The 19,332-nt window shown below is 34.9% G+C and carries 16 protein-coding genes; 14 read left to right on the forward strand and 2 right to left on the reverse strand.

The genetic code is table 11. From position 1 onward, the window contains the following. Window positions 1–43 precede the first annotated feature (43 nt). From trxB to EKH84_RS04735, 7 genes are all read left to right on the forward strand, one after another. Complete coding sequence (gene trxB / locus EKH84_RS04705; RefSeq protein WP_127065366.1) at window positions 44–955, forward strand: thioredoxin-disulfide reductase; 912 nt, start codon at window positions 44–46, stop codon at window positions 953–955. A 76-nt stretch (window positions 956–1,031) separates the two neighbouring features. Beyond that, complete coding sequence (locus EKH84_RS04710) at window positions 1,032–1,490, forward strand: low molecular weight protein-tyrosine-phosphatase (RefSeq protein ID WP_127065367.1); 459 nt, start codon at window positions 1,032–1,034, stop codon at window positions 1,488–1,490. A 495-nt stretch (window positions 1,491–1,985) separates the two neighbouring features. Continuing rightward, window positions 1,986–4,037: a hypothetical protein gene (locus tag EKH84_RS04715; protein WP_127065368.1), complete on the forward strand. Its 2,052-nt coding sequence runs from the start codon at window positions 1,986–1,988 to the stop codon at window positions 4,035–4,037. A gap of 363 nt (window positions 4,038–4,400) precedes the next feature. After that, window positions 4,401–5,747: a CPBP family intramembrane glutamic endopeptidase gene (locus EKH84_RS04720; RefSeq protein ID WP_127065369.1), complete on the forward strand. Its 1,347-nt coding sequence runs from the start codon at window positions 4,401–4,403 to the stop codon at window positions 5,745–5,747. A 29-nt stretch (window positions 5,748–5,776) separates the two neighbouring features. Continuing rightward, window positions 5,777–6,223 (forward strand): LytTR family DNA-binding domain-containing protein, encoded by a 447-nt coding sequence (locus tag EKH84_RS04725; protein ID WP_127065370.1) that lies wholly within the window; start codon window positions 5,777–5,779, stop codon window positions 6,221–6,223. Window positions 6,224–6,225: 2 nt separating this feature from the next. Next, window positions 6,226–6,645, forward strand: coding sequence for a hypothetical protein (locus tag EKH84_RS04730; RefSeq protein ID WP_127065371.1), 420 nt, complete (start codon window positions 6,226–6,228; stop codon window positions 6,643–6,645). 107 nt (window positions 6,646–6,752) lie between these two features. After that, the gene (locus EKH84_RS04735) at window positions 6,753–8,090 is read left to right on the forward strand and encodes an alpha/beta hydrolase family protein (protein ID WP_190283489.1); all 1,338 of its coding nucleotides are present in this window, start codon (window positions 6,753–6,755) and stop codon (window positions 8,088–8,090) included. 58 nt (window positions 8,091–8,148) lie between these two features. Here EKH84_RS04735 and EKH84_RS04740 read toward each other — a convergent pair whose 3' ends face one another. Continuing rightward, complete coding sequence (locus EKH84_RS04740; RefSeq protein ID WP_127065373.1) at window positions 8,149–8,877, reverse strand: hypothetical protein; 729 nt, start codon at window positions 8,875–8,877, stop codon at window positions 8,149–8,151. A 297-nt stretch (window positions 8,878–9,174) separates the two neighbouring features. Here EKH84_RS04740 and EKH84_RS04745 point away from each other — a divergent pair, with 297 nt between their 5' ends. From EKH84_RS04745 to EKH84_RS04760, 4 genes are all read left to right on the forward strand, one after another. Beyond that, entirely contained in the window at window positions 9,175–9,615 is a 441-nt protein-coding gene (locus EKH84_RS04745; protein ID WP_127065374.1) for a Dps family protein, read from the forward strand. Beyond that, the gene (locus EKH84_RS04750; RefSeq protein WP_127065375.1) at window positions 9,615–10,028 is read left to right on the forward strand and encodes a Fur family transcriptional regulator; all 414 of its coding nucleotides are present in this window, start codon (window positions 9,615–9,617) and stop codon (window positions 10,026–10,028) included. Before EKH84_RS04745 ends, EKH84_RS04750 begins: the two co-directional genes overlap by 1 nt. Before the next feature lie 183 nt (window positions 10,029–10,211). Next, window positions 10,212–11,390 carry an HNH endonuclease gene (locus EKH84_RS22320; protein WP_207669757.1) on the forward strand — a complete coding sequence of 393 codons (1,179 nt, stop codon included), beginning with the start codon at window positions 10,212–10,214 and terminating at the stop codon, window positions 11,388–11,390. Window positions 11,391–11,478: 88 nt separating this feature from the next. Further along, on the forward strand, window positions 11,479–13,464 hold the full coding sequence (locus EKH84_RS04760) for a CotH kinase family protein (protein WP_127065376.1): 1,986 nt from the start codon (window positions 11,479–11,481) through the stop codon (window positions 13,462–13,464). Window positions 13,465–13,638: 174 nt separating this feature from the next. On the opposite strand, the gene EKH84_RS04765 is transcribed toward EKH84_RS04760, so the two are convergent. Then, entirely contained in the window at window positions 13,639–16,077 is a 2,439-nt protein-coding gene (locus EKH84_RS04765) for an Ig-like domain-containing protein (protein ID WP_127065377.1), read from the reverse strand. A 249-nt stretch (window positions 16,078–16,326) separates the two neighbouring features. Here EKH84_RS04765 and EKH84_RS04770 point away from each other — a divergent pair, with 249 nt between their 5' ends. The 3 genes from EKH84_RS04770 (at window position 16,327) to EKH84_RS04780 (ending at window position 18,695) form a co-directional block, all read left to right on the forward strand. After that, the gene (locus EKH84_RS04770) at window positions 16,327–16,467 is read left to right on the forward strand and encodes a YvrJ family protein (RefSeq protein WP_013655330.1); all 141 of its coding nucleotides are present in this window, start codon (window positions 16,327–16,329) and stop codon (window positions 16,465–16,467) included. Between the two features lie 145 nt (window positions 16,468–16,612). Then, complete coding sequence (locus EKH84_RS04775) at window positions 16,613–17,437, forward strand: zinc dependent phospholipase C family protein (RefSeq protein ID WP_127065378.1); 825 nt, start codon at window positions 16,613–16,615, stop codon at window positions 17,435–17,437. Continuing rightward, window positions 17,427–18,695, forward strand: a complete 1,269-nt coding sequence (locus EKH84_RS04780; protein ID WP_013655332.1) for an MFS transporter — start codon at window positions 17,427–17,429, stop codon at window positions 18,693–18,695. The genes EKH84_RS04775 and EKH84_RS04780 overlap by 11 nt, the downstream gene beginning before the upstream one ends. Window positions 18,696–19,332: the final 637 nt, after the last annotated feature.

Consider the following 19,332-nt stretch of genomic DNA (forward strand, 5'->3'; position numbering starts at 1 on the left):
AAGAAGACTCATATCTATGAGATATGTAGGAAAGGAGAAAATTATGTACGATGTCATTATCATTGGTGCAGGTACGGCTGGTTTGTCTGCATCAATCTATACGTCACGAGCAGGTAAGAGTACCTTACTTCTTGAAGGATATTTGCCTGGCGGACAAATTGTTAGTTCTAAAGAAATAGAAAATTACCCAGGGATTAAACATATATCGGGTGCTGACTTTGCATCTGCTCTCTATGAGCAAGCACTTTCATTAGGAGCAACCATTAAATATGAGAATGCCACCTCAATAGAAGGCTTTCCTGATAAAAAGGTTGTGAGAACAGATCAAGCTACTTATGAATGTAAAAGTATTATCATTGCAACAGGAGCCACCAAAAGAGCATTAGGCTTAGAACGAGAACAAGAATTAACAGGCTTAGGTGTATCCTATTGCGCTGTATGCGATGGTGCATTCTTCAAGGGCAAAGAAGTGGCAGTTGTAGGTGGTGGTAATACTGCTGTTGAAGATGCCATCTTTCTCTCTGCTTATTGTAAAAAGGTCTATCTTATTCATCGAAAGGATAGCTTTAGAGCAGAATCACGTTTAGTAGAAACACTGGAGGCTAGGGAAAATGTGTCCTTTATCTTAGAAAGTGTTGCTACAAAGCTACATGGTGAAGGGCGTTTAGAAGGAATAGACATAAAAAGTAAATCAGGTGAAGAAACATTTTTACCCCTAGATGGCCTTTTTGTTGCAATTGGGCAAATACCTGCCAACGACTTTTGTGCCAATATGGTAGCCTTAGACCCTGAAGGTTATATTATTGCTGGTGAAAACTGTAAAACAAATGCAGAGGGGATCTTTGTTGCTGGAGATTGTCGTACCAAAACCATACGTCAGTTAACAACAGCTTCAAGTGATGGTACTATTGCAGGCCTTGCTGCATGTGAATATATTGATGGCTTAGCTCACTAAAGAGAAGAAGGCTACTACTAAAGCTAGTTCAACTAGTTTTGGAAGTAGCCTTTTGAGTGATTAAAGGAGGAAGAAGATGATCAGGGTAATGTTTGTATGTCACGGCAATATTTGTCGTTCACCTATGGCTGAGTTTGTAATGAGAGATATGGTGAATAAACGTGGACTTAGTCAAGAATTCTACATAGCATCTTCAGCAACAAGCACAGAAGAAATAGGTAATGGTGTTCACTATGGAACGAAGCGTAAGTTAAAGGAATATAACATTTTAACTGATGGCAAGTGTGCAGTGCAGTTAACAAAAAAGGATTACAATGCGTATGATTATTTCTTAGGGATGGATAGTAGAAATATCACCAATATGCGTAGAATATTAGGTGATGATCCTAAGAAAAAAATCTATAGACTGCTAGACTTTTCTTCCTGTCCCAGAGATATTGCGGACCCATGGTATACAGGGGATTTTGATAGGACGTATGAAGATGTTTATGAGGGATGTAGTGAGTTCTTGGAGTTTATCATAGAAGAAAAATAGAGTTGTATAACTACGTTAAAGCTATTCCTAATAGACTTTAACATATTTAAAAATAATTAATTACTAAAGGGCAGTATATGATACTATAACTAATGATGAAAAGTATATGGATTTAAGACTAAAGGCTATGTACAAATCTATTTGTTTATGGCTTATAGTATTAAAAACTTAGATATAATTCCATATCTTTTAGAAAGGGAATCAGTATCACGGTGATATGTTATTTCAATATCTCGTGTAGAGCACTTACGGTTCAAAGAGACATATTTTTATGTAGAATAATTTTAGTAGCATAAATATATTTTACATCAACAGTCAGGCTTTTCGAAGCCTGGCTATTGTATTTTATGTAGAAAAAGGGACGACATTAATTTCTTAGTGTGACGTCCCTTTTTGAATAGAGATTAAGGGGGACCAATATATAATGCATTTTGTTAATTAATCATGATATAATATATTTAAAATATTCTAATAATTATGTCTGGGGGAGTTAGTGTGAAAAAGTTGTGGAAGATAGTAGGTATCACATTTCTATTGGGAAGTGTTTTGGTGAGTCCAATATTGGGGGAAGAGTTAAATAAAAATATGAATGATAGTTTTTTAGGTTATATGAATGAAGACAAGTTGTATCACTCATATGGCACTCTATATTATCATAAGGCAGGAGAAGAAAGGCAGCTTATTGCTGAGGATGTAGATGAAGGGCAGTATTATCTAAGTAGAAAGAGTCAAGTTATTCTTTATTGTTCAGGAAAAGATTTATATTGGACAAGGCCTGGTCAAGAGCCAATTATGATAGCGGAGAATGTAGTAGTGGAGGGATTTGTGGCAGATGAGCGGATGGTACACTATTCCAAAATAGGCGAACGTGGAGAATACTACTACGATATAGAGAAGAGAAAAAGTGAATGTATAGGGAATGATGAGGCAATAGAGATAGATTATGAGAGAGGTTACTATTATGTTTTTAGTAGTGGAGGGGAGCTACAGAAAATTAGTATTTTTGCAACAGAGTCTAATCAGGAGATTACAGTTATTTCAGAAAATGTATTTGATTGCTTTAAGCTTGATAAAGATACTTATTTTTACGTAACACAGAATGGAGATGAGCTTAGATACTATATTTATAATGAGGCAAACGAACGTAGTCGACCTATACAAATAAATGAAGAGATGAGCTTAGGTTATTCTAGAAATAGCATAAATCTTATGTCAAATAGAAAGAGTCTTCTTTGTTACGGCCTCAATGCATCAGATAATAAAAGATTATTTATAATAGGACCTAATAATAAAACTCAGTTACTTGTTGATGGTATCGAAAGTTATATATTTTGTAAAGAAGAGGACAAGGTTTATTACCTTAAAGGGGAGAGTCTTTATTTACTTGAGTTAAATAAAGAGCGAGAATACGCTATTATTAGTAATGAAGTCATTACTAATAATGTGGATTACTACCTTACAAGTAATAATGGCAATAATCTGGTTGTAGAGGATGCTATGAATAACGTGTATTTCATACAAAACGGAGAGGTAAAGAATTTAGGGAATGAGCTACGGGGAAAAGGCGTAGTAGATGATTATTTTTTTTATGAGACTAAAGATAATGATTTATTTGTTCTAAGGGATATAAAGAAAAAACCACAATTGTTGACAGATGCTTGTGGGGGAGTTATAACGTGTGACTTAGAGGAAGCGTATTTTGTTTATTGTAGCTTAGAAGTGTTACCCAATGGACAGTTAAAAGGTGTAATAAATATGTATGAAAAAGATGGAACTAATAAAGTACTGTTAGAGGATATAGGCCAAGTGAGCTCTTTTTATTGGAGTAGTGGTGAGACTTATGAAAGCATGCAAACCATGGAGGATTTTGTAGGACATTATGCGATCTATAGCGATAGTTATTGGAGAGGAGACCTAAGGTTATATATAGTACAGGTAGGAGAAGATGGAACAGTTACAGTTTATGAAGGCAATAAGAAACTCTATACTAAGAAGTATTCTTTGATAGACGTGGCGGGTGATAGACAATTTTTATTAAGAGAACAAGAGCAGCAAATGTTAGGAGAAGCAATGCTGGAAAATACATCAGTAAGAATTATAAATAGTGGCTTAGAATCTGATATAAAAATTACTAGAGAGCAGTTAGGTTGGTATAGCGTGTCATTAAAAGACAAAAATGAGGCGTACTACCTATATCTATTAACAGATTCAGAATTTAAAGGAATAATTGAAGGAAAATATCAAATAGCAGTAGAAGAAGCTAAAGAAGCCTTGGGTGCGAAGGAAAAACCAATTATAGATAAATTAGATTATATGGCTAAGTCTTATCAGAATGGTGGAGTAAAGCTTACTCAAGGACATAAGTATTATAGTGAGCCAAACTATGGCTCTCCTATAAATGCTGTAATAGCAGAAGAATACGAAGTACTTGTTGTAGATTATGAGATTGATTTTAAGAATCGTATCATATGGGTTAAAGTAGTTGTAGATATAAATGGGATACAGAGAGTATGGTATCCAGTTGTAGTAAAAGATATAGCAGGTTAAGTAAAACTAGTAAGTACATATGCTGATTTCTATATCATGAGTGGTATGTCATCAAGAGAAGTGGCTAGTACATTTGAGCCATTAAAGGTAGCTATGAATAAAATCGGTATAACTGGTGTACTGCAAATCATATATTAGGTTGTGGTATGCAAAAGGTTCAACAGAATATTATCGTGTACACCTTTAGAAATCAACGTACTCTCTATAATTTAATTTGATATTGTAATAGGTAAAATTCCAGTAAGTACTTCTATAGAGCAAATTTATAAAAGTGGTTGTTATCTGAATATAAAATTAATTAATAACTTATAAAATAATATGACAGTGTAATTAAGGAGTATATAAAAAGAAAAGGGGATGTAAATGAAAGAGAATTTTTTATATGGGGAAGATAAGGGCGCTAGTACAGAAGAGTCACTAAGAGAAGAAGAGTCACTAAGAGAAGAGAAGTCACTAAGGGAAGAAGAGCCACTAAGAGAAGAGGAGTCACTAAGGGAAGAAGAGTCACTAAGGGAAGAAAAGTCACTAAGAGAAGAGGAGTCACTAAGGAAAGAAGAGCCACTAAGAGAAGAGGAGTCACTAAGGGAAGAAGAGTCACTAAGAGAAGAGGAGTCACTAAAAGGAGAAGGACTACTAAGGGAAGAGGAGCTGCAAAGAGGGGAAGAGTCATTAAGAGCAGAGGAGTCTCTAAGAGAAGGGGAATTACTAAAAGAAGAAGTGGCAAGTACTCAAGAAATAACACTGGAAGATCAGCATGCATTAAGAAAGATTAGAAAGAACAATATTGAGTGGGATATAAAAAAAATAGGTAGGGCCATGCTTAGTAATCTTGCAATCAGTGTTGTATTTGTGTGGATATCAATGTTTATAATAGGCATAGTTTTTGGAACTGATAAGCTACTTAGTGAACAAGGCTATGGTAATGGTGGTATCATTATGGCATTTAATACACTCTTAACAATGCTTGTTGCCAATACACTACCTTTTATGAGATGTGCAAAGCAAATTCAGGTAAATTCAAAGGCGCTATTTAAAAAAGTAACCATGACTAAACAAGAGATGATGACAAGTTTCCTTGCGGTATTAGGTTTAAATGCTATTGGAACCACGATTTATTTAGTTTTAGATTGGGGCCTGGGTTATTTTAATAGAAGTCTTAAAATAGATGAGATATATATTTTTGATAGACTAGGAATAGAAACTATTATCTGGGGGATTTGTGTGATTATTGTTGCACCGATTACAGAAGAATATATGTTTCGTGGTGTATTACTGAATGGATTAAAGCGTTATGGGGAGCGTTTTGCCATTATCGCAACAAGTGTACTATTTGGTTTGATTCATGGCAATTTATATCAAGGAATAAGTGTCACTTTATTTGCTATGTTATTAGCTTATATAACCATCAAAAAAGAATCTATTTTACCAGCCATAGGTCTGCATATGGCTAATAACTTGTTTTCTGTGGTAATAAGTATACTTATTACTAATACAGGTGAAGTAGGAGGCATTATTAATGGTATATCATGGATTGTTTTATGCGTCGTTGGTATTATAATCTTAATTAAGAACAGAACAGTATATCGCACCATAACTAACGATGAGAAGTATAAAGGATTAAGACTAAAAGCTATTTGCAAGTCTATTTGTTTATGGCTAGTAGTATTATTGTATCTTTATACCATAGCTACTACGATTGTACCTGTATGACAAGTGATGTACGCAAGGGGGATTGAAATTTGAAATTCATTTTAGAACAGTCAGATGAGTGGTCTGATGTGGAAATCAGGGTAAGGTGTGGCCAAATTGATAAATCTCTAGAAAAGCTCATTGAGCAAATTCGGTTGTATGGATTTTCCATCACCGGAGAGAAAGATGGAGAGACTTTTACTATTAATCTTGAGCAGATTTTTTATTTTGAGACTGTAGATAATAGAACCTATGCATATTGTGAAGATAGTGTTTATGAGTGTAAGCAAAAGCTTTATGAGCTAGAGGAGAGGCTAGGGACAATGAATTTTCAGCGCATTAGCCGCGCCTGCATCCTTAATATTTATAAGCTTTTAAGCATTAGAACCTTACTTAATGGTCGTGTGGAAGCAAAGCTAGAAAATGGAGAAAAGCTTATAGTGAATAGGCATTATGCAGAGAGTTTTAGGCAGAAGATAGAGGAGCAGGGGGTGTAGAAATGAATCAATTTAAGAAGTATTTAATGATAGATTGTTATGCATTCACAGCTGTTGTGCTAGCTAATGCTATATTTCAAGCCTTAAACATAGCTAGTGAGGTTCCTATGAAGTATTCTCTTTATATCTTTTTGGTAAGTAGCGTCATAGCTTTTCTAATGTTTTTGACAGACCAATTTATAGTAAGTAATGGAATAGTAAAAGGGATTGTTCAGATTTTAGATGTGTTAGTCCCAGTTTTCCTTTCTAATATGTTACAAAGTGGGTTTCAGTTAAAGCTTATAGAAACACTTATTGTTATAGGATTTAGCCTTGTTATTTATGGTATTGTCTATTTAATGATGTATTTAAGCTATAGAGAAAAGGATGCAAAGCTTAATGAAAGTATTCAAAAAATGAGAGCCAAAAAGCAAAAAAGTTAATTGTATGCATTTGACTAGGCACTTTATGCACTTGACTCACAAAACCCACACAAGATAAAAAAAATTTCCTATACTATTAACAAATCAAAAAGTAAGGGGAGATTATGATGATAGCAATGATTATTTTGTTGGGAGTAATAGGTGTAGAAATCGCCTTAGGGATCTTAAGTGTTAAGAAGAAGTCGCCGCTTTATACCAATAAGGCAAATGTAAGGCTAGCAGAGCTTTTGATATTTATTCTCTTAGTTATTAGTCCAATCATTAAATGGAGTTTTAGATGGTATGGCTTAGGTCTTATTCTCTTAATCCAAGCAATAATTGCTGTGTTTAAAGCATTAAAAAGTAAGAAGTTAACTATGATTACGAAAGGCAAAACAATAGCAAAGGTGGCATTAAAGAGTACTTTATTACTTTTTATGTTAGTGCCAGCTCTAGTATTTCCGCAAGATAATGAGATAGCTCCTACCGGGGATTACGGTGTAAAAACAGTAACTTATACTTGGACAGATGAGAGTAGAGATGAGACCTTTACTAAAGAGGCAGACCATAGAAGTATTACGGTTCAGTTTTGGTATCCTACCAAGGAAAAGGAAAGTGAAGAAAAAGCAGAAGATAAATTTCCTCTAGTTATTTTCTCTCATGGAGCCTTTGGCATAAGGGCTAGTAATACTTCTACTTATACAGAGCTAGCAAGCCATGGCTATGTGGTATGTAGCATTGACCACACTTATCATGCAGCTTTTACGAAGCAAACAGATGGTAAAATGCTTTTGTTTGATCAAGGCTTTATGAATGAAGTGAATCAACTTCTAATAGATGAAGCGGGACAAATGGGAGAGGAAAAATATGAAATGACCCAAGGTTGGCTTAAGCTTCGTACAGAAGATATGACTTTTTGCTTAAATCAAATTAAAAGTTTAGTAGAGTTACCTAGTGATAAAGATGAAGTCTTTAGTATGATTGACCTAGAGAAAATAGGACTTATGGGACACTCCTTAGGTGGTGCAACAGCAGCAGATTTAGGACGTCGTGATTTGGAGATTAAAGCAGTAGCTGTTATAGATGGGACTATGCTAGGAGAAGAAACGGGATTTGAGAATGGTCAGGAGCAAGTCACTACTGAGCCTTATCCGGTACCAATCCTGAATTTCTACAATGGTGAGTCTTATATAGAAATAAAAAACATTGAAGACATCTATCCGAATACCATTGCGTCAGCTAGTCAAAAGGATTCTTATCAAATAGCCATCATGAATGCAGGACATATGAACTTTACAGATTTACCAATGGTGGCACCTATACTTGCAAAAGCTTTAGGAACAAGTAGCGTTAATCCCAAAGCATGTATGAAATATGTAAATCAAACTATCCTTGAATTTTTCGATGGTTATTTAAAAGGAGAGCCTATTCATTTACCTAAAGAAGAAGTGATTACTATTAAATAGAAGGTTATAGGAAGTTTAAATTGAGATACGGATACTAAAACAAGAAAATGCTACTAGGTTATCCTAGTAGCATAGACAAATATTGCATACCAATGCCTAATACGATTAAGGCACCAACAATAATTTCAAATAATCTGAAGCGCTTACCTTGTGCTTTAGATACAGGTTTAAAGAGTAGAAACCATATGCCCATGCCTAAGCAAACAAGATCACTAAGTGGAAGAGATAAGTTGGCATTAAAGAGATAAAACACTGCAAGTGAAAAGAAGAAAATAAGAGCGAACATAACAGGATGATTGTAGTCTAATTTGTACTGGCTTTCTTTGATGGAAGCATGCACAGCAGTAGCTTTTAGTAGATCTGCAATCTCCTCTAAGTTTTCAAAGCCACATAAGCGAATGGTCTTAGTACTTGTTTGAATATTAATGTAAGCGATATCACCTATCGCTTCTTTTTTTATGTAGAGTTTTTGGATGTGCTGAAACGCTATAGGATCTTCAGCTTTTTTCCCGGATCGTTGAAGAAAATCAGGTCCTATGGTAAGGGTATTTTCTTTAACTTTCTTAAGCATGATTTTGCTAACAATGAGAAGCTCGATTTCAACAAAGGCAGTAATGCCTATGAAAACCCCGATAAATAAGGAGAGGTTATCAGTATCACCATCAGCAAATAATAATAGAGCTGCCATAAGGAAGATACCAATAGGGATAAAGATATACATACATAAATAAGTGCGCTTGGTTTTCTTAATAAATGCATCTGATATAGCATAGGCTTGTGAGTCCATTATTAATACTCCTTTCGGTACTAGAAAATATAAAAAGCAGTAAAGGCTTTAAACTATTATAGCAATAAAGAGATGGTTGATTGAATAATTAATAAATTAATTATAACTGTTTAGATGTTAGAGTGCATAGAAATTTGCTATAGATAGTCAAAAGAAAAATTAATAAAGTGTATAAAAAAATAATAATGAGAATCATTATTGACAATAAAGAGGTGGTGTGGTAACATAATATTAAGAAAAATAAATAATATTAAATAACATAAAATTTTAAAAACACATAGAAAAGGGGATATAAATATGAAAAAAGAATTAGCTTTAGAACTTAACCGTTATCTCGCCAACATTGGCGTATCTTATGTAAAACTGCACAATCTGCACTGGAATGTAGTAGGAAAGGATTTTAAGGCAGTTCACGAATATCTGGAGACTTTATATGATGGCTTTGCAGGTGTACTGGACAGCGTGGCAGAGTTATTAAAGATGAGTGACTGCACTCCTGCAGCTTCTATGAAAGAATATCTGGAATTAGCTTCCATTCAGGAACTAGCTTCTAAGAAAATCAAAACTACAGAAGCTCTAGCAATTGTTCTTTCTGATATGGAGATTCTTAAATCACAGGCCGAAAACATCCGTAAAGCTGCTGCATTAGATGATGAGTATCCTATCGTCAGTGCAATGGAGGGTGACTTAATGGAATATAGCAAGACGATTTGGTTCCTCAATGCCATGTCAAAATAATGGCTGATGGAAAGAAGCTCCGCTACTCTCAGCAGAGGGAAAGAATTTATGAATACCTTCTATCTTCTAAGGAACATCATCCATCAGCGGAAATGGTGTATGATGCCTTGCGGAGTGAAATTCAAGGGCTAAGTCTTGGAACAGTGTATAGGAATCTAAGGCTACTGGAAGATTTGGGTAAAATAAGACGTGTGGCATCGCACCAAGGTATCGATCACTATGATTCTTGTTGCAGTGACCATGTCCACTTCTTCTGTCAGAGTTGTGGCTACATTGAGAATGTTCCTAAGGCAGATATTGAGAAGATACGTGCCGCAGTACCTTTAGGCAGTAGTTACCAGTTGTTCAAGCTTGACCTTACACTTACCGGTCTGTGCTCTAAATGCACCATAAAAGAAATAACGAAAGAATAAAATACATATTATATTAAGTGCTTCAAAAGATAGGAACCATTAACTATCTATTTGAGGCACTTTTATGCGTCTTGGTTAATACAAAAAATTATGCATAACTAGAAAATTTATTGAATCTCCCATAAGGTTTAGATAGTATATTAATAAAGGGATAAAAATAGGCATATTTAGGGGGAAATGAAAATGAACTTATTATTGACATTAAATGAACTAGAGCTTTTAATAATCGCGTATTTAAGAATACAGCTTTATCCTATTACCATTAAAAGGCTCGCAGAAGATATGGATAGTGATAAAGAAGCAGTTATTAATGCAATCCTCAATTTAAAAATTAATAATTATATTAGGCAAGCTGATATAGACATTGAAGAAAATATTTTTTGGAATAGTGATGAGGCTCGATATGAAACAAATGAAATAAAAAGGGCAGAGATAGATGAGTTTTTAGGATATCAGATAAAAAAGAATAGTGTTATCATCAAAGGGAATTACATCTGGTATGTGACCTATGGTGCCGATCTGCTTTATGAAAAATTCTTACACTATATTAAAGGGGGAATTTGTCAATTTAATCATAAAGAGTATTATGGTTGCGTGAATCAAAAGGAACCTTTGGCAAGTCGAAATATCCTTATTCCTTATGAGGTATATATAGGAAACAGTAGTCCAAGTTGGAACTATAAGGGGGTTATGTTTCTAGATACCCATAAGTATGGTGAGACAATAGGTAGAATGTATCTTGTAACAGCAGAGCAGTATGAAGAGATACGAGATCAAAAAGGCAGAAGCAGTGCTTGGTATGATAAGGAAGTAGAATTAGGAGAGTACCTAGGCGTTCCAATTAAAACTATAACCAGTAAAGAGAGGAAAGTAGTAAGCGTTGCTTCTTCAAAATATCAAGGGGTAGTGAAGGCAGGCATTAAAGAAGCTTATCCTGAGAAAAGTGAAGAAGAAGTGGCTACTTACCTAGAGAAAATTTTTACTTACCAAGTAGAGATTAATCATTCAGATGAAACCTTAAAAGCTAAGTGGCAAGAAGACTTAGCGGCGGCTAAAAAGTTGAGTGAAGAGGAAAGAGCTAAGCTTTTGCAGGGAGTACCTAAGAAGCCTAAAAGAATTATTACAACTACCACCTGCCTAGAATATAATCCTGTTGTCATAGCCACAAGACTAGCGCTAGCCGAAGGTAAGTGTGAGAAATGTGGGCAAGAGGCCCCTTTTATAAGTGCTTTAGATGGTATGCCTTATTTAGAGGTTCATCATATAAAGTCTATAGCAGAAGGTGGAGAAGATATAGTAGATAATACTATAGCTTTATGTCCAAACTGTCATAAAGAGATTCATTTCGGAAGGAAAATTTAAGATTAATTTAAGGAAGCTTCAGTATACTCAAGTGATAATAGGCAAATTGTTATTTTTCATGAATAAATGAGTATAAAGGAGAATAGAGATGAAGGCATTAAGAAAGTTTGGTATAGGCCTAGTAGCACTTGCCATTACGCTAACAGGTTGTAATAGTGCTGAGGCTAATAGTGTCAATAAAGATACAACTATTGCCAGGGAAGTAAACAGCAAAGAAACTTCTACCGACTGTGAATACACAGATAAATTATTTGATGCTTCTTATGTGCATACTATTAATATTGAAATAGCAGATGAAGATTGGCAGGACTTAGTGACAAATCCGCTGGATGAAACGTACTATTCTTGTAATATTACTATTGATGGAGAAAATTATAAGAACATTGGTTTACGAACTAAGGGAAATTCCTCTTTAACACAAGTAGCTCATTCAGATTCGGATCGTTATAGCTTTAAAATTAAGTTCGATAAGTTTGATAAAGAGCAAGATTATTATGGTTTAGAAAAGCTTTCGCTTAATAATATTATTCAAGATGCTACCTTTATGAAGGATTATCTATCCTATAAACTCATGGGTGATTTTGGTGTGGCTTCCCCTTATGTAAGTTATAGCTACATCACCATTAATGATGAAGAATGGGGGCTTTACTTGAATGTAGAAGATATTGATAGTTCTTTCCTAGATAGAAACTATGGTGAAGACCATGGTGAACTTTATAAACCAGCTACAGATATTGATAACATGGTGCAAGGCGGTAAGGATAAGATTGGTAATAATGGCGTGGCACCTAATATGCCAGAAGGGGCAGCTCCAGTAGCTGGTGAGAACCAGGCTACTACTAACGCAGAAGCTACTAATGCGGTTAATAATCAGTCAGGTGAATTACCTACTGATATGCCAAACATACCGGAGAACTTTAGCCCAGAGAATATGCCAAACATGCCAGAAGGTTTTGATCCAGGGCAAATGAGACCAGATGGAGGAAAAGGCATGGGGGGTGGAATGGAAGCTAAAGGCGCAGATCTTAAATATGTAGATGATGAAGCAAGTAGCTATGCTAATATCTTTGATAACGCTGAAACGAAGATAGATGATACAGATAAAGAACGCTTAATTGCTTCTCTTAAACAATTATCAACTGGGGAGAATCTAGAGGAAGTTGTGGATATTGATGCTACCTTACGTTACTTTGTTGTGCATAACTTCGTTGATAATTATGATAGCTATACAGGTACTATGCTGCATAATTATTATCTTTATGAAGAAGATGGCAAGCTTTCTATGTTACCTTGGGATTACAACTTAGCCTTTGGTGCTTTTGGAGGTGCTGGTGGTGGCATGGGCGGAGGCAGAAATATGGAAAGACCTAATGGTATGCCAGGACAAGAGGGTGCTAGTAATGCTGATGTATCAGAAGGAACCAATGCTAAAGGAGCTTCACCAAATCAAGATATCACAAAACCACAAGGTAATTTGGCAGACCAAGCAGCTACAGCCAGCCAAAGTACTGCAGCAAATAAAGAAACATCAGAAGCTAAAAATACAGTAGAAAATCAAGCACCTACAGATAAGCAAGAGGTACTTAACGAAAATACACAAAACTCAGCCACACAAATGGTGAATATGGCTATTGATACACCGTTATCTGGTACCACAGAGGAAGAGAGACCTTTATGGGGGCAACTCATAAGTAATGCTACTTATAAAGAACAATATCACCAGCTTTTCGATGAGTTCTTAAAGAATCACTTAGAAAATGGCGTAGTAGAAAAGGAAATTGACCGAGTAGCAGAAATGATTAGTCCTTATATCCAAAAGGATCCTACTGGTTTTTATACTTATGATGAGTTCCAAAAGGGTGTAACCACTTTGAAAAGCTTTATCAACCTTAGAACAGAAAGTATTAGAAAACAATTAAATGGTGAGATTCCTTCTACTACAGAAGGACAAAAAACTGCTTCAGATAAGTTAGTAGATGCAAGTAGTATTAATCTAAGTGATATGGGAAGCAATCATCAAGGGGATATGAAACGTAACGATAAAGAAAGTGAAACTGTTCAGCCGGTGTCATAAATTTGGCTGAACGTTCATGAGGTCAATACTGCTTATAAGAAATGAGAGAATAAGGGCTGCCTGTAGGAATGACTTCGTAGTATTTTTTAGAAGCACTTAGCGAACTTCCGGAAGGTAGCCCTTATCCTCTCATTTCCGCCCAGCAGCATTCCTTATAAACGCTCAGACAAATTTTTATTTAGAAAGATTAGCACCTAAATTACGATTTGCAAAGGTACTGTTTGAAGCAATTTTAAAGACATTGCCCATGTTAATAGAACCATCTGAATTTCTCCACAATGTGTGGAAGTCTGTTCCAATAGCTGGAGCAGTTAAAGTAGCAAAGTCACTAGCCGTAGGACCAGTAATCTGTGTACCGCGAAGATCTGAAAGGGTACTATTAGCTGATGCTAGAGTGGTGAATTCATACCACTTACCACCACCATAAAATACGCAGTTCTCAGCTTTACCAATATATTTATCAGAGGCTACCTTACCCTCACTAAAGGAAATACAGTTAATGAGTACATTGTTAGACTTAGATTTATCACGAGCAAAGTCGAAATTACTCTTACCACCATTATCTAAGGAATTATTAATACTGGTACAGTTCTTGAGCGTAATTGTACCAGGATTACTATTATCGGTGAAACCGTGATTTTTATTTTCAAAAGCAATACTGTTTTCAATACGATGAGGAACAGCGATACCAGAGCCGCCTAATTTAAAGCCGTTGCCATCACTATTAGCAGTAAAGTGTCCATCTGTTGTAGCTCCATTTCTAAAAGCAATACAGTTTTTAATAGCTACACTACCGATAGGACCTGTTTCTGTTTTTGCATATAAGTCCCAACCATCATCTACGTTATTGTAGGCAATACAACCATCGAAAACATTACCTTCACCACAAGTTAATTTTGCAGCAAAACCATCTGCATTTTCACCCGTTGCAGGGTCACTATTATTATAAGAAGTACAATTTAAGATTAAGTTATTAGCAGGCCAATCTTTCATAGAAGATAAGCTGGAGTTACGTCTGCTGATTTGTATGCCTGTATCTCGGTTTGCTCTAGCAACGCAGAGCTCGAGTTTATTATTTTTACCTGAAACAAAGAAACCATTATCTGCAGCACCTTGTACAGTGATGCCTTTGATATACCAGTAGCTACCATCTAATTGAATACCGCGCTCATTAGTAGAAGGTTCACCATAAGTCTGAGCTGAGAAGTCTAAGATAACTTCAGCACCATTTAAAGCAACTAAATTATTCATCTTAGAGGCTGTACCACTATTGGTTTCAGCTATAGTTAATTGCTTATTTAACTTATAAGTACCACCTGTTAAATAAATGGTACCACCTTGTTGGATAGAAGTGATTGCTTTGCTAATAGACATAGGACTTGATGTAGTACCTAGACCATTATCACTGCCAGTTGGAGATACATAGATAGTTGAACCAGTAACTACTGGTGCTTTTTCCAAAACAGTTACGTTTACACTAGTGCCAGTAGCAAAATTAGCGATAGTACCTTTAACCATTTTGGTACCAGCAGTAGAAGTATCTACACTATCCCAGGTAACGTTTACTTGGGCTTTTGATCCATCTGAATAAGTCGCCTCTACGGTAGCAGGTAGAGAAACAGTATCGCCTTGATAAACAGTTACAGCATTAGGAGCTGCTACTGAAGTAATAGTAGCTGCTGATGTTTTTTCTAAAACAGTTACTTTTATACTAGTGCCAGCAGCAAAGTTAGCGATGGTACCTTTAACAGTTTTGGTACCAACAGTAGAAGTATTCACACTGTCCCAGATAACACTTACTTGGGCTTTTAATCCATCTGAATAAGTGGCTTCTACAGTAGCAGGGAGTGAAACAGTATCACCTTGATAAACAGTTATAGCATTAGGAGCTGTTACTGAAGTAATAGTAGCTTCTATTTCTCCGCCACCTTGGTCGTTATTTAAGTTGTAAATGGTATTGCCACTTTGATCAACGACATTAAAATAATCAATGGTAGCAGTAGCATCACATACAGCAATACCTACATTAACAGCAGCGTTACCTAATTCACTTGTATTATTTTTAGTTGTTGTATCATATGTTTTTATAGCTTTTGCACTTGAGAAATCAGTACTACTTGAGGTGTAGAGTTTATAAGTTGTCCCTATTTTTTCAATGCGTATGTATTGATTAAGACCAGCACCACTTAAAGAGCCGCTATTACGATCTGGTAATCTGAGTTCATAGCTGCCTGAACTACTGCCTTTGATACCTGCAGAAAGGTGAGGTGAGGTGGCATCTAGGCCATTTCTAACCATGAGATAAACACGAGAATTAGAAGAAGTGTTTTTTAGCTCTGCCACTTTAAAGGTTGCAGTGAAATCACCTGTTACAGGTAAGTAAGAGTATTGAAAACTATCTCCAGCGGTTTCCATCTTTCCACCGGTAGCTGAAATAACAAGTTTAGATTCACTTAATGTAGAACTCTCATTATCTACTTGGTTATTATTTTCTACTGTAACATTACTTAAAGAAGTAGAAGCGAGTAGAACAGGTACATTAATAGATGAAAAAATTGTGGATGCCATAATGCTAATACCTAATAGTTGAGCTAAAAATCTTTTGTTTTTCATATAAACAACTCCTTAAAATAATATATTTTATATTTGTAATTATAAAAAATAGTTATTTGATAATAAATAAAAGTGTGGTATATGCATAAAAAAACGTAGTAAAATGCTAAATTAAGCTGGAGCAAGGGTAAATTTATATTAAAAAAATATTGATTCAAAATATTTTGCATAAAAATAAAAGATTAACAAATGAAGTTAGGGGAGTCACCTTTTGGGCTACATATATATAAGTAAAGGAGGTGATTCTTGATGGAAGAATTATTAGTTCAAATCGGTAATGTAGGATTTCCTATTGTCGTTTCAATGTACTTATTAGTAAGGTTAGAAGGCAAGATGGAGGAGCTTACAAAAAGTATTACAAAGCTTACTGATGTGTTAGAGAAAAAATGAAAAGGAAAATACTTAGTGTTATTGCAATCTGGCGATAGCACTTTTTTAATGTAATTTTAACTCAACTTTTACAGGGACGTGCTAGTAAAAAGCAAGGAGGAGAGATAAGATGCAATTAATAACAGGGAAATAGGAGGAGTATATCATGCCATCAACCTATGCACACTACAAATTTGGAAAAGATGTATTTAAAGAACTTCCTAAGGAGCTAGTTAAGGAAATTAACCCTTATATGCCGCTTTATAAGATAGGGCTTCATGGGCCAGATTTGTTATTTTATTATAAGCCTTTAGAAACAAATGTTATTAATCAAGAAGGAGCATGGATTCATGACCGTACAGGCTCGGGATTTTTTGAGAAGGCTAGGGCTATTACTAGAAAAAGTGGGCAAAAGCAAGTGAGATTAGCTTATTTATATGGTTTTATCTGCCACTTTGTCCTAGATAGTGTGTGCCATGGCTATGTAGATGAAAAAATAGCTGAGAGTGGCATAGGACATATGGAGATAGAAATAGAGTTTGATCGCTTTTTATTAGAAGAGGATGGAAAAGATCCTCTCAAGCAAGATTTAACTAAACATATTTGTGTGAATGAAGACTATGCCAAGGTTATAGCTCCGTATTTTATAGGTGCGACGCCTAAGGAAATTATAAGGGCACTTTCCTCTATGAAAAGATATAGTAGTTTCTTGATGATGCCTAATAAATTTAAACGCTTTTTTGTTTATAGCATACTTAAATTATCTGGGCATTTTGAAAAAATGAAAGAGTTACTTGTTAGTGAGATACCTAATCCAAAGTGTATGGATAGTAACCAAAAGTTAAAAAGTTTATACGATGAAGCAATAGCTATTGCTGTGGAATTAATTATAGAATATTATGAAAGTATAGATAATGAGTCATTGCTTAGTGAAAAATATCAAATAACCTTTGGGGGCCAAAGAGAGAAGGAGGCAAACTATGCCGTTTAAATTAACTAAGCTTGAAAAGGCGTGGATTTTGTATGATGTAGGAAATTCAGCATTTATTTTAATGGTTTCTACGATTATTCCCATTTACTTTAACTATTTAGCTGGTTTAGAGGGATTATCTGCAGTAGATTATTTAGCGTATTGGGGTTATGCAGCTTCAATTGCCACTTTATTAGTTGCTTTTATAGGACCTATCTGTGGGACACTGGCAGATACCAAAAATTTTAAAAAGCCTATTTTTATAGTAGCGCTTTTAGTAGGCGTTATAGCTTGTAGTTTGTTGGGGGTAATGAGTTCCTGGTTAGCTTTTTTAATTGTTTTTATCATTGCCAAGACAGGATTTTCATCTAGCCTTGTTTTCTATGATGCTATGTTAACGGATGTCACGACAGAAGATAGAATGGATCAAGTATCAGCTCAGGGGTTTGCTTGGGGCTATATTGGAAGCTGTATACCTTTTGTTATAAGCTTAGGCTTGGTATTGGGTGCAGAAAAAATAGGGATTACGATGCAGCTTGCTATGACCATTAGTTTGATTATGGTAGCTCTTTGGTGGGTAGGTGTAACTTTGCCGCTTCTCAAAAATTACAAGCAAAAATATTATGTAGAACGTGAGAAAGCTGCTATCAAGCAAAGTTTTATAAGACTAGGAAAAACGTTAAAAACAATCAAGCAAGATAAAAGGTTATTATTTTTCCTTTTAGCTTTCTTCTTCTATATTGATGGGGTATATACTATTATTGATATGGCAACAGCCTACGGGCAGGCTTTGGGCCTCGATAGTACAGGACTTTTACTGGCTCTACTTACAACTCAATTAGTAGCTTTTCCATGTTCCCTTATCTTTGGGCGATTAGCAAAGAAATATGCTGCTCGCAAATTGATTACTATATGTATTTTAGCTTATACGGGAATTGCTATTTTTGCATTATTTATGACGACACAGCTACATTTTTGGATATTGGCTATCTGTGTAGGAATGTTTCAGGGCGGTATTCAAGCTTTATCTAGATCTTACTTCGCTAAGATTATTCCAGCAGAAAAGTCAGGAGAGTATTTTGGCATCCTTGATATTTGTGGAAAAGGTGCTTCTTTTTTAGGAACGACTGTAGTGGGTGTGGCTAGTCAGCTTTCAGGGAGTGTCAATGTAGGAGTTAGCGTGATTGCTATTATTTTTATACTAGGCTTAATACTTTTTAATTTTTCAGCAAGATTGGGAGAAGAAAGAATAGAGCTAGGGGTAGCTGGAGATATTTAAAGATTTAAAAGTAAAGTTGAATGAAAAAAGACAAGTATGAACAAGACATACTTGTCTCTTTTTGTTGTAAAATAATAAAAAAAATAGTTGAATAGAGCAGAGGCTACAAATAAAAACACCAGCAGAAGAGGTTTAGGGGTAACTACTAGTGTCTTTATTTGCATTATACATGCTACTTATCTTGTACCTGATAAGTTAGCGAAAGGGTATTACAAATAGAAGTATATATAAAAAAACAAAAGGAATAAATAAATTTGCTCAAAATGGGTAAATTTTTGCTACAAGATGAAAAATTAAGGGCAAGAATGTTAAATATAAATAAATTTGTTCTTTTACTTTAAGTGATAACTAGTATTATATTTCGGCAGCTTTTCTCGCTAGAATAATTACATAATCGCCATTTAAGTCATGAATCTCATCCTTAATTTATCAAAGATTAAGAGAAGGTATCTATCAATGTCGTGTAAAATTTGTGTTAAATTAAAAATAAAAATTTATTTTTATAGACTATAAAATGTAATATAAAGATATTGTTAATTTCTAAAAATAATTATTGCTTTATATAATAATGCGTATATAATGTTCTCTATAATTATAAATAACGATTAACTTATCAGGTATTAATAAAAGGTAGGAT

This window comes from Cellulosilyticum sp. WCF-2, assembly GCF_003990395.1.
Lineage (GTDB): Bacteria > Bacillota > Clostridia > Lachnospirales > Cellulosilyticaceae > Cellulosilyticum > Cellulosilyticum lentocellum.

What these genes read in the sequence shown, in the direction of transcription:
- trxB (WP_127065366.1), top strand. Translation starts at nt 44, where the DNA reads ATGTACGATGTCATTATCATTGGTGCAGGTACGGCTGGTTTGTCTGCA.
- EKH84_RS04710 (WP_127065367.1), top strand. Translation starts at nt 1,032, where the DNA reads ATGATCAGGGTAATGTTTGTATGTCACGGCAATATTTGTCGTTCACCT.
- EKH84_RS04720 (WP_127065369.1), top strand. Translation starts at nt 4,401, where the DNA reads ATGAAAGAGAATTTTTTATATGGGGAAGATAAGGGCGCTAGTACAGAA.
- EKH84_RS04730 (WP_127065371.1), top strand. Translation starts at nt 6,226, where the DNA reads ATGAATCAATTTAAGAAGTATTTAATGATAGATTGTTATGCATTCACA.
- EKH84_RS04735 (WP_190283489.1), top strand. Translation starts at nt 6,753, where the DNA reads ATGATAGCAATGATTATTTTGTTGGGAGTAATAGGTGTAGAAATCGCC.
- EKH84_RS04740 (WP_127065373.1), bottom strand. Translation starts at nt 8,877, where the DNA reads ATGGACTCACAAGCCTATGCTATATCAGATGCATTTATTAAGAAAACC.
- EKH84_RS04745 (WP_127065374.1), top strand. Translation starts at nt 9,175, where the DNA reads ATGAAAAAAGAATTAGCTTTAGAACTTAACCGTTATCTCGCCAACATT.
- EKH84_RS04750 (WP_127065375.1), top strand. Translation starts at nt 9,615, where the DNA reads ATGGCTGATGGAAAGAAGCTCCGCTACTCTCAGCAGAGGGAAAGAATT.
- EKH84_RS22320 (WP_207669757.1), top strand. Translation starts at nt 10,212, where the DNA reads ATGAACTTATTATTGACATTAAATGAACTAGAGCTTTTAATAATCGCG.
- EKH84_RS04760 (WP_127065376.1), top strand. Translation starts at nt 11,479, where the DNA reads ATGAAGGCATTAAGAAAGTTTGGTATAGGCCTAGTAGCACTTGCCATT.
- EKH84_RS04765 (WP_127065377.1), bottom strand. Translation starts at nt 16,077, where the DNA reads ATGAAAAACAAAAGATTTTTAGCTCAACTATTAGGTATTAGCATTATG.
- EKH84_RS04770 (WP_013655330.1), top strand. Translation starts at nt 16,327, where the DNA reads ATGGAAGAATTATTAGTTCAAATCGGTAATGTAGGATTTCCTATTGTC.
- EKH84_RS04775 (WP_127065378.1), top strand. Translation starts at nt 16,613, where the DNA reads ATGCCATCAACCTATGCACACTACAAATTTGGAAAAGATGTATTTAAA.
- EKH84_RS04780 (WP_013655332.1), top strand. Translation starts at nt 17,427, where the DNA reads ATGCCGTTTAAATTAACTAAGCTTGAAAAGGCGTGGATTTTGTATGAT.